The organism is Clostridium sp. AF17-21AC, assembly GCF_003461365.1.
GTDB lineage: Bacteria > Bacillota > Clostridia > Lachnospirales > Lachnospiraceae > Coprococcus > Coprococcus ammoniilyticus.
On record NZ_QTWY01000003.1, the window covers coordinates 38,740 to 49,785 of the forward strand.

The following is an 11,046-nucleotide window of genomic DNA, read 5'->3' on the forward strand; positions in this document are numbered from 1 at the left end:
CATACCTACCATTCCAGATCTTCTACATTTTTAATGTTATCATTCAGAACAACCTTCTCTACTGTTCCGCTCTTAACTGTGATCACACGATCTGCCATTGCTGTAAGTGCCTGATTATGTGTGATAACGATAACCGTAGTTCCGGTATTCCTACAGGTATCCTGAAGCAATTTGAGTACGGATTTTCCTGTATTATAGTCCAGCGCACCGGTCGGTTCATCACATAAAAGCAGCTTCGGATTCTTTGCAAGTGCTCTGGCGATCGCTACCCGCTGCTGCTCTCCACCGGATAACTGTGCAGGGAAATTTGCCATACGATCCTCAAGCCCTACCTGCTTTAATACCGTTGCCGCATCTAACGGGTCCTTACAGATCTGTGCCGCAAGCTCTACATTTTCCAGTGCCGTCAGATTCTGCACCAGATTATAGAACTGAAATACAAATCCTACATCATATCTCCTGTATGCCGTAAGCTGCCGCTTGTTCAGCCCGGAGATTTCTTTTCCGTCCAGATATACACTGCCGCCGGACAGCGTGTCCATTCCGCCCAGGATATTCAGAATCGTTGTCTTTCCCGCTCCTGACGCTCCAACGATGACACAGAATTCTCCTTTTTCAATCTCAAAGTTCACATCCCGCAGAGCATGGATTTCAACCTCACCGGTCTTATATATTTTCTTAACATCCTTAAACTCAACATATGCACTCATGCCGCCTCGCTCCTTTCTGTTATTCACTTCTAAGTGCTATTACAGGGTCTTTCTTCGCTGCCATCTTAGATGGGATAAGACCGCCGATCAGAGTAAGCACAACACTAATGACCACAAGGATCACCGCACCCTTTACCGGAAGTGAAGATACATTTGGCACATTTACAAATTTCTCTATCACCTTGCTGATCGGGATATTTAACAGCACCGTAACCAGAATACCGATCGCACCGGATACCAGTCCGATAATAAATGTCTCTGCGTTAAACACACGGGAAATATCCTTTTTCGACGCTCCGATACTTCGAAGAATACCGATCTCCTTCGTTCTCTCCAGTACAGAGATATAGGTGATGATTCCGATCATGATCGATGATACGATCAACGAGATAGCTACAAATGCGATCAATACATAAGTGATCGCATCGATGATCTTCGTAACGGAAGATAGCATCAGCCCGATATAATCGGTATAAGTGATCTCGCTGTCTGAATGTGAATCATTATATTTGTCGATCAGATCTGTCAGCTTATCCTTGTCCGCGAATTCTGAACAATACAGGCTGATAACGGACGGCTTTGCCAGATCCGCAAATCCAAGCTTCTCGATATTATCATCATAGGTTGCGGTAGACTGTGCAAAATAGCCCTGTTCCTTTAACATTTCAAATAACTGCTCATCAGACATCTGTGAAATATATGCCTGCTGTTCCTCTGACAGGTTCATAGATGCAACGATCTGCTGCATGTCCACCTGACTCATGTCGATATCTTCTCCGTTTGAAAACGGAAGTCCTGTAAATACATCGGTATCCGGATTGTCAAGCTGTCGTTTTACGATCTCCGATTTTTCATTTTCGGATACAACATACTCTGCAAGTTCAGCGGTATAACCGATCATTCCCGCATCGATCGATGCTGCATAAGAGGATTCGCTCTGACGGATGATACCACAGACCTGAATATCCAGACCTTTGCTGATCACATCTGCCATATAATCTTCATCGGAACTCTTGTCTGCCCATGTTCCGTCTGCATTTTTTTGGTAAATGTCACTCGGCAGAATGAGCTTGAATTTGAGATTTAAAAGATCATCATAGGAGAAGCTCATTTCCTCCGGTGCATCGTAATCTTTACCTGCCATGATCTTCGGAACCATCTCTCCAAGATCAGAAGCATTTCTGACACCTAATGTATATAAGGTAAAATCACTGATCTCGTTATTCTTATCAACGACCAGTACAACTTCATTTTTATTCTGAGGCCAGTGTCCTGCAAGCACATCGTACTGCTGTTCCAACAGCTCCCGATTACTCATTAACTGCTTCCACATATCCATGGAATTATTTCCGTAACTGAATGCCGACATGAAGCCTGAAAGGGATTTCTGAGATTCTTCCATATCGCCAAATCCCATCTCTCGCATCATGATACTTGGATTTACCTGCTGTGTACCGCCTGCTGCATTTTCGTTAAATACATACATCGGAGTATCATAGGTATACTTGATATCACTCACGATATCCTTGAATCCATTTGTATCATCTTCAATATATTTCTTAAATGTTTCCAGATCGTTTTCCTTTACCTCTGAGAGCATGGATACCATCATATCGCCCATGACATCACCGGAGTATACACGATCCGGGTCATGATCACTCAGATCTTCTTCCTTTGTATTACCCGCCATTTCCGAGATCAGGGCAGAATAATCCATTGCCTTTTTCTGGATCTCGATCGGATAGGATGACAGGGTTTCCTCCTGCACATCATTGATATAGCCCTGGAATCCACTGGATAATGACAGGATCAGAGCCATACCGATGATACCGATACTTCCGGCAAATGCCGTTAAAAGGGTTCGTCCTTTCTTCGTCAGCAGGTTATTAAAGCTGAGGGAAAATGCCGTAAATACAGACATAGATGTCTTTCTCGGTGCATATGCTTCTTCTGATTCTTTCGCTTCGTCTTCATCTGAAAATGGTGCGGAATCATCTATGATCTTACCATCTAACAACTTCACGATTCTTGTAGAATATTTGTCTGCAAGCTCCGGATTGTGTGTTACCATGATGACCAGCTTTTCTTCTGCGATCTCCTTTAACAGCTCCATGATCTGGACACTGGTTTCGGAGTCCAGGGCTCCAGTCGGCTCATCTGCAAGCAGAATATCGGGATCATTGATCAATGCTCTGGCGATCGCTACCCGCTGCATCTGTCCACCGGACATCTGATTCGGCTTCTTATAGATCTGATCGCCCAGACCAACCTTTTCCAACACCTCTTTTGCACGTTTTCTGCGCTCGGATTTGGATACACCGGATAAGGTCAGCGCCAGCTCGACATTTGCGAGAACCGTCTGATGCGGAATCAGATTGTAACTCTGGAATACAAAACCGATCGAATTATTCCGGTATGAATCCCAGTCTCTTGCCTTAAATTCTTTTGTTGATCTGCCATTGATAACCAGATCACCACTCGTATACTGATCAAGTCCGCCTATAATATTAAGAAGCGTTGTCTTACCACAACCGGACTGACCAAGTACCGATACGAATTCATTCTTTCTGAAATTAATGGAAATGCCTTTTAACGCCTTTACCACTTCATCTCCAGTCTGATAGTCCTTCACAATCTTCTTTAACTGAAGCATATATTGTTTCCTCCACGAATTATATTATAAAAATTTTACCATCCCGGTTTTAGCATTTCAAGGAAATGGCGGATTCTTTTATAAATGTTTTACATAATGATAAAATACTACGCCGCGATATCAGGGTTATTATGGCGCAGTATTTTTTTATTTTTATCAAGTTTTTGTAAATGGCTTTTATTTTGGAAATAAATAATGTATAATGGCGACAGAGTAGGGTTATCTAACCGGATTTTTACATTATAAATGTGGACAATTCGGGCAGATGAAAGCCCAAAATAATTTTTTCAATGGAGGAATTTATAATGTTAGTTTCAGCAAAAGAAATGTTGGAAAAGGCTAAGGCTGGAAAATATGCCGTTGGTCAGTTTAACATCAATAACCTTGAATGGACAAAGGCTGTTCTTCTTACAGCTCAGGAACTTCAGTCTCCTGTAATCCTTGGTGTTTCAGAAGGCGCTGGAAAGTATATGACTGGATTTGAAACAGTTGCAGCTATGGTTAAGGCTATGCACGATTCTTTAGGAATTACAGTTCCTGTAGCTCTTCACCTTGATCACGGAACATATGAAGGATGCTACAAGTGTGTTAAGGCCGGATTCACATCTATCATGTTCGATGGTTCACACTATCCATTCGAAGAGAACCTTGCTAAGTCAACAGAGCTTGTTAATGTTGCTCATCAGCTTGGTCTTTCTATCGAGTGTGAAGTTGGTTCAATCGGTGGTGAAGAAGACGGTGTTATTGGTATGGGCGAGTGCGCAGATCCAGAAGAGTGTAAGATCATCGCTGATCTTGGCGTAGATATGCTTGCTGCCGGTATCGGTAACATCCATGGTAAGTACCCAGCAAACTGGAAGGGTCTTTCATTCGAAACACTTGATGCTATCCAGCAGAAGACAGGTACTATGCCATTAGTTCTTCACGGTGGTACAGGTATCCCTGCTGACATGATCAAGAAAGCTATCTCACTTGGCGTTTCAAAAATCAATGTTAACACAGAGTGCCAGTTATCATTCGCAGATGCTACAAGAAAGTACATCGAGGCTGGTAAGGATCTTGAAGGTAAGGGATTTGATCCTAGAAAGCTTCTTGCTCCTGGTTTCGAAGCTATCAAGGCTACTGTTAAAGAAAAGATGGAACTTTTCGGATCAGTTGGCAAAGCTAACGACTAGTATATAGTACGAATATCATAACATAGTACAAGCCAGATATGGCTTTATGTAGCAGATCAGATTTCTGTATAACAGTTGCCAGCTGATACATTTCACATATTATTCCGCAAGGCGCTTTTGCTCTATTTCAACGTAGCGGTTCTAACCTCACTACCTGTGGTAGTTCGCTAAGAACCGACGTTGAAAAAGGCTTGCTTCATAATAGTGAATGTATCATCTGACAACTGCCTTATAATCTCGTTCTGCTACATAAACCATATCTGGCTTGTACTATGTTATGATATTCTGTGCTATGGAGAATTTTCTCTCATGCTACATAAATATTTTCATTCAGGAACGTCCCCGGGCATAGCTGCCAGCCGGCATAATACCTGAAAAATATTGCGAGGATTTCGTGATGAAATGCATATATCTGCAAATGTGGGTGCCTGTTTGAGCCCCACGGGCATTCCTATATCTCTTTACCAGATTTCCATAACATGCTGCATAAGCAGGCTGACCAAGGTAATGCCGATCCAACAGCATGCACCTAACAAAATCGGCTTGCCACCGGTTTTGATCAGCTTAATAACATTGCTGTTTAACCCGATCGCCGCCATAGCCATGATAATGAAGAATTTGGACAGCTCCTTTAACGGTGCAAATACATCCGCATTTACGCCCAGACTGATACAGATCGTTGTGATTATAGATGCGATCACAAAATACAGAATGAACATAGGAAATGCTTTTTTCAAGCTGAATCCATTTGTCTTCTGCTCTGTCTTTGCCGCCTGTCTTGCACGAACTGCCGCAAGCACTAATGTGATCGGTATAATTGCCAGTGTTCTGGTCAGTTTTACCGTTACTGCCTTATTGAGAGTCTCACTTCCAAGATTCCACATGCTGTCCCATGTTGATGCCGCCGCTGTTACAGAAGATGTATCATTGATGGCTGTTCCCGCAAATATTCCAAATGCATCACCGGATGCCGTGTCAAATCCTATTACTTTTCCAATGATTGGGAAGAAGATAGCCGCAAGCACGTTAAAGAAAAAGATAACAGAAATAGCCTGTGCGACTTCATCGTCATCTGCATCTATAACCGGTGCTGTTGCTGCGATTGCAGAACCACCACAGATAGAAGATCCAACACCGACAAGAATCGAAGTATTTGCCGGAACCTTCATCACCTTTCGAAGGATCCATGCGATCAATAAGGATGTACCGATCGTACAGATAATGATCGGAAGCGACTGTTTTCCTGTCTGCAGGATTACTCCGAGATTCATGCCAAATCCTAATAATACAACGGCTGTCTGCAAAACAATCTTTGATGTCCATTTGATACCGGCTTCTGCCTTTCCCTTATCCGTCCATACAAGTGCGATCAACATACCGGCTAATATCGCAATGATCGGTCCGCCGACAACCGGAAACCGTTTTCCAATTAACCATGAAGGAACTGCTATGATAAAACACACCAGAATTCCTATCCAGTTTTTCTTAATAAAATTCATTTATTCCTACCTCACTGTGTTTTTTGCGGATGCTATTATAACACCCGCATACTAAAAATGCCATAAAATTGATTGACATTTTCTATCAACTTGGTATAATAGGCACGAATCGGACGGTATATATGATATACCTTGCAAGGTGTTCTGAATGTTATTCAGGATTCCCGGATGGACATGAATGTTATGAGCCAGATAAGATTATCTTATCTGGCTCTTTTTTTGTGAACAGCACAGCATAGGAGGACTTATAATGGATTTATTAAAAGACAATCTGAAAAAATTATACTTCAAATTTCTGATACCATCACTTGGAAGTGCCATGGTTATGTCTATTTATACACTGACAGATGCGATCGTCATTGGAAAAGGTGTCGGCGCAAATGCTCTTGCTGCCCTAAGTATTACAACACCACTTCTCTGCATCCTGATGTCAACCGGAATCCTGTTTGGTGTCGGCGGCTCTGTACAGATGAGTGTTCACAGGGGAAGTGGTAATCATCAGAAATCCAATCGTTATTTTACGATCTCTTTTTTCCTGATTACGGCTGTTACTGCCCTTTTATGGCTGATCTATGCCACCTGCATGCCTAAGCTGCTTCATCTGATGGGAGCAAATGACACCTTATTCCCATACGCCATGTCCTACATGCGTTATATCAACATTTTCCTTCCGGTTGCTGTATTTTCAAATTATGTAGCAATCTTTATCCGTGCCGACAATGATCCAAACCGTGCAATGGCGGGAGTTCTGCTTGGCGGCGTCGTAAATATCGCACTGGATATCATTTTTGTATTTCCTATGCATATGGGAATGGGCGGTGCCGCATTCGCTTCCGTTCTCGGTATGACTATCCAGGTAATTGTCGGTGGCTCACACTTTTTCTCACGCAAAAACGGTCTTCATTTCATCCGACCGATTCACACGATTCCCAGTATCCGTCATATTATTGTCGGTGGTATCCCAAGTTTTTTCAATGAATTTGCAAATGGATTCATCGTACTGCTGTTTAATATCCAAATCCTGAAATACTGCGGTGAAAATGCACTCTCGATCTACAGCGTGATCTCAAACTGTGTAATCCTGTTCAACTCCCTGTTTACCGGAGTCGGTCAGTCGATCCAGCCTGTTATCTCTACTAATTATGGTGCAGGAAATGGGGTCCGAATCAAAGGAATAAAAAAGATGGCATATACCACTATCCTTATAATGGGTGCCATCTTCTCACTTAGTGGAATCTTATTCCCGACTGCGGTCTGTCGTATTTTTATTAAAATGAATCCAACACTGACTGATATTGCAAATCTGGGTGTACGAACCTACTTTTTTGCATTCCTGCCATTTGGCATTAACCTGCTGACTTCTTACTATTTACAGGCGATACTGCAATCTGCACAATCCCTGTGCATCTCACTGCTCCGAAATATCATCTTAAGCAGTATCTGTATCCTTGTATTTCCATTGTGTCTGGGTGCATCCAGCCTGTGGTTTGTTATGCCGATCGTTGAAGTCGTAGTGTTATTTGTCAGCCTTGGCTGCCTGAAAAGCAAATCTATATAGAACATAAACGCTAAGATATAACTGTAACTCTATCTGCAGTTCTGCTCTTAAACAGTTTCGGCTATATTATGGAAGTCGCTCATTAAAGACTCGTATGCAGCTTCGTCCATGCCATAAGAAAAGCATGCAAGTGCACGGAAACAGACCTCAGGTAATCTCTTAAGTTTTCCGCTGTTATACTGTTCTGCCACCTGCTGTAATTCATTGATTATGTCATGCTTACGCTTCTGTTCTTCCAGGCTGCCATTCCAGAAACAGCTCATATCATAATCAGATGTATTCCCGCATGGAGCCGTACAGGTGGAACACCCGGGAGAAAGCCGGTATTTCTCCCGGTGTATTTCCTCTATTGTCTCATCATTGTCTTCCTGTAATAACGCACTTGCGATCGTCTGATCTGTTTTCTCTGTCCAGCCGGAATTACCGGCCGCACCTACAAGGCCGATCAATGCGCCAATGATCTTATCATTCCTCATGTTGCTAATTCCTTATGTTTCCAAATTTCTATATCTCTAATTCCTCTATATCAATTCTACACATTCTATAAAACTGATATCTATATAAGAGCTTAATTGTATTCTCTATCTTCACACTTTATAAATACCGCTTCAGATATTGTCCGGTATATGAATTCTCACATTCTGCGATCTCCTCCGGTGTTCCCTGTGCGATCACTGTTCCACCGCGGACACCGCCTTCCGGTCCCATGTCGATGATATAATCGGCAGTCTTTATAACATCCAGATTATGCTCGATAACAACTACGGTATTTCCACTGTCACTAAGTCTGCGAAGAATATCCACCAGACGATGAACATCGGCGAAATGAAGTCCGGTCGTCGGTTCATCCAGAATGTAGATCGTCTTTCCGGTTCCACGTCTGGCAAGCTCCGTCGCAAGCTTTACTCTCTGTGCCTCTCCTCCGGATAAAGTGGTAGATGGCTGTCCCAGACGGATATAGCCCAGACCAACATCCTTTAACGTTTCGATCTTGCGCAGAATGCTTGGAACATTTGCAAAGAACTCGCAGGCTTCATCCACAGTCATATCCAGAACATCATAAATGCTCTTACCTTTATATTTTACTTCCAGTGTCTCACGATTGTACCGCTTGCCACCGCATACCTCACAAGGAACATAGACATCCGGCAGGAAATGCATCTCGATCTTGATGATACCATCACCACGGCAGGCTTCGCATCGTCCACCCGATACATTGAATGAAAATCTTCCCTTCTTATATCCTCTTGCCTTGGCATCCTTTGTATTTGCAAACAGATCACGGATCATGTCAAATACACCTGTATAGGTTGCCGGGTTCGATCTCGGGCTTCTTCCGATTGGTGACTGATCGATATTGATCACCTTATCGAGTGCATCGTATCCCACGATGTGATCATGATGTCCCGGTTTGATACGGCTCTTGTTCAGTCTTCTCGCCAGCTTCTTATATAAGATCTCATTTACAAGTGAGCTCTTTCCCGAACCGGATACACCAGTCACGCATACCATAATACCCAGTGGTATATTCACATCAATATGCTTCAGGTTGTTCTCATAAGCATTCTGAACGGTCAGCCAGCCCGTTGGCTTTCTTCGTACCTCCGGTACCGGAATCTTTTTTCTTCCGCTTAAATAATCACCGGTGATCGAGTTCTCATTTTTCATGATCTCCTCTGCCGTACCTTCCGCAACGACATAACCACCATTTTCACCGGCTCCCGGACCGATATCTATAATATAATCCGCAGCACGCATCGTATCTTCATCATGCTCTACTACGATCAGAGTATTTCCAAGATCACGCAAATGCTCCAATGCTCCGATCAGCTTATCATTATCTCTCTGATGCAGACCGATACTTGGTTCATCCAGAATATAAGCAACGCCCACAAGCCCGGAACCGATCTGTGTCGCCAGACGGATTCGCTGTGCCTCGCCACCGGACAATGTGCCTGTAGAACGATAAAGTGCCAGATAATCAAGGCCTACATCGATCAGAAAATGCAATCTCGCCCGGATCTCCTTTAAAACTGCCCCGCCGATCAGCATCTGCCGGTCTGTCAACTTAATATTATCCATAAAGTCTGTAAGATCCTCGATCGACATTCTGGTTAGATCATCAATATTCTTATCGGCGATCGTAACAGCCAGTGCTGTCGGTTTCAGACGTTTTCCCTTACATTCTTCACATGGCGTGATCGTCATAAAAGTCTCATACTCTGCCTTGGTCGTCTCACCTCCGGTCTCCCGGTACCTTCGCTGGACGTTCTTGATCAGACCTTCAAATGTAATATCATAGACGCCTTCTCCACGCTGTCCTTTATAGTGAACCTTTACCGGACGGCTGTTCTTGCCATATAATAACAGATCTTTGATCTCATCACTGTAATCCTGAAATGGTGTGTCCAGTGAGAAATGATATTCCTCTGCCAATGCACGAAGTACTGCATTTGTGAAACTCTTTCCATCATTACAGGACTGCCAGCCCAGCACAACAATTGCCCCTTCATTGATCGACAGCTTGCTATCCGGGATCATCAGATCCGGATCAAATTCCATCTTAAATCCCAGACCGGCACAACATGGACATGCGCCAAATGGATTGTTGAATGAAAAGCTTCTGGGCTCGATCTCATCAATGCTGATTCCACAATCCGGACAGGAAAAGCTGTCAGAGAAATTCAAGATCTCATTTTCTCCATCTGCATTTATAACCTCAATCTTCATCAGACCTTCTGCCATCCGCAGAGTTGTCTCTACAGAATCTGTCAGTCTTCGTTCCATATCAGGACGAACGACCAGACGATCCACAACGATATCAATATTATGCTTCTTATTCTTATCCAGCTTGATCTCCTCGGATAACTCATACATACTGCCATCAATGATCGCACGGACAAAACCGCTCTTTGCCGCCTTCTCCAACAGCTTCACATGTTCCCCTTTTCTGCCTCTTATAACCGGTGCGAGTACCATGAATTTTGTCCGTTCCGGCAATTGCATGATATCGTCTACCATCTGATCCACGCTCTGTTTGCTGATCACTTTTCCACATTTCGGACAGTGTGGGATTCCTGCTCTTGCATATAACAGACGGAAATAATCATAGATCTCTGTTACTGTTCCGACTGTGGATCTCGGATTCTTATTCGTCGATTTCTGATCGATCGATATCGCAGGCGACAGGCCCTCGATCTTCTCGACATCCGGCTTCTCTGCCTGTCCAAGGAACTGTCTTGCATAGGAAGATAAGGACTCCATATAGCGTCGCTGACCTTCGGCATAGATCGTATCAAATGCCAGTGAGGATTTGCCCGAACCGGACAGACCTGTCACAACGACAAATTTATCTCTCGGAATCTTCACATCTATATTCTTCAGGTTATGTTCTTTTGCACCTTTAATCGTAATATACTTAATATCACCCATTTCGGTTGACCTTCTTTCT

Annotated in this window: 7 protein-coding genes; 2 read left to right on the top strand and 5 right to left on the bottom strand. The window is 43.3% G+C overall.

Annotated features, from left to right (window positions below; genetic code table 11):
* Positions 1–5 precede the first annotated feature (5 nt).
* Positions 6–710 (bottom strand): ABC transporter ATP-binding protein, encoded by a 705-nt coding sequence (locus DWW85_RS05345; protein ID WP_008401792.1) that lies wholly within the window; start codon positions 708–710, stop codon positions 6–8.
* 19 nt (positions 711–729) lie between these two features.
* On the bottom strand, positions 730–3,363 hold the full coding sequence (locus DWW85_RS05350) for an ABC transporter ATP-binding protein/permease (protein ID WP_117807824.1): 2,634 nt from the start codon (positions 3,361–3,363) through the stop codon (positions 730–732).
* Positions 3,364–3,668: 305 nt separating this feature from the next.
* Between DWW85_RS05350 and fba the strand changes: the two genes are divergently transcribed.
* On the top strand, positions 3,669–4,538 hold the full coding sequence (gene fba / locus DWW85_RS05355; protein ID WP_021944348.1) for a class II fructose-1,6-bisphosphate aldolase: 870 nt from the start codon (positions 3,669–3,671) through the stop codon (positions 4,536–4,538).
* A gap of 461 nt (positions 4,539–4,999) precedes the next feature.
* On the opposite strand, the gene DWW85_RS05360 is transcribed toward fba, so the two are convergent.
* On the bottom strand, positions 5,000–6,037 hold the full coding sequence (locus DWW85_RS05360) for a YeiH family protein (RefSeq protein ID WP_117807826.1): 1,038 nt from the start codon (positions 6,035–6,037) through the stop codon (positions 5,000–5,002).
* A 250-nt stretch (positions 6,038–6,287) separates the two neighbouring features.
* Between DWW85_RS05360 and DWW85_RS05365 the strand changes: the two genes are divergently transcribed.
* Positions 6,288–7,595 carry an MATE family efflux transporter gene (locus DWW85_RS05365; protein ID WP_117807828.1) on the top strand — a complete coding sequence of 436 codons (1,308 nt, stop codon included), beginning with the start codon at positions 6,288–6,290 and terminating at the stop codon, positions 7,593–7,595.
* A gap of 47 nt (positions 7,596–7,642) precedes the next feature.
* Here the strand turns inward: DWW85_RS05365 and DWW85_RS05370 are convergent, their stop codons facing one another.
* The gene (locus tag DWW85_RS05370; RefSeq protein ID WP_117807830.1) at positions 7,643–8,071 is read right to left on the bottom strand and encodes a hypothetical protein; all 429 of its coding nucleotides are present in this window, start codon (positions 8,069–8,071) and stop codon (positions 7,643–7,645) included.
* Between the two features lie 118 nt (positions 8,072–8,189).
* Positions 8,190–11,027: an excinuclease ABC subunit UvrA gene (uvrA, locus tag DWW85_RS05375; RefSeq protein WP_117807832.1), complete on the bottom strand. Its 2,838-nt coding sequence runs from the start codon at positions 11,025–11,027 to the stop codon at positions 8,190–8,192.
* Between the last annotated feature and the right edge of the window lie 19 nt (positions 11,028–11,046).

Bases quoted from the DNA above. Each gene is read 5' to 3' on its own strand.
- DWW85_RS05345 (WP_008401792.1), bottom strand. From the start codon at position 710: ATGAGTGCATATGTTGAGTTTAAGGATGTTAAGAAAATATATAAGACC.
- DWW85_RS05350 (WP_117807824.1), bottom strand. From the start codon at position 3,363: ATGCTTCAGTTAAAGAAGATTGTGAAGGACTATCAGACTGGAGATGAA.
- fba (WP_021944348.1), top strand. From the start codon at position 3,669: ATGTTAGTTTCAGCAAAAGAAATGTTGGAAAAGGCTAAGGCTGGAAAA.
- DWW85_RS05360 (WP_117807826.1), bottom strand. From the start codon at position 6,037: ATGAATTTTATTAAGAAAAACTGGATAGGAATTCTGGTGTGTTTTATC.
- DWW85_RS05365 (WP_117807828.1), top strand. From the start codon at position 6,288: ATGGATTTATTAAAAGACAATCTGAAAAAATTATACTTCAAATTTCTG.
- DWW85_RS05370 (WP_117807830.1), bottom strand. From the start codon at position 8,071: ATGAGGAATGATAAGATCATTGGCGCATTGATCGGCCTTGTAGGTGCG.
- uvrA (WP_117807832.1), bottom strand. From the start codon at position 11,027: ATGGGTGATATTAAGTATATTACGATTAAAGGTGCAAAAGAACATAAC.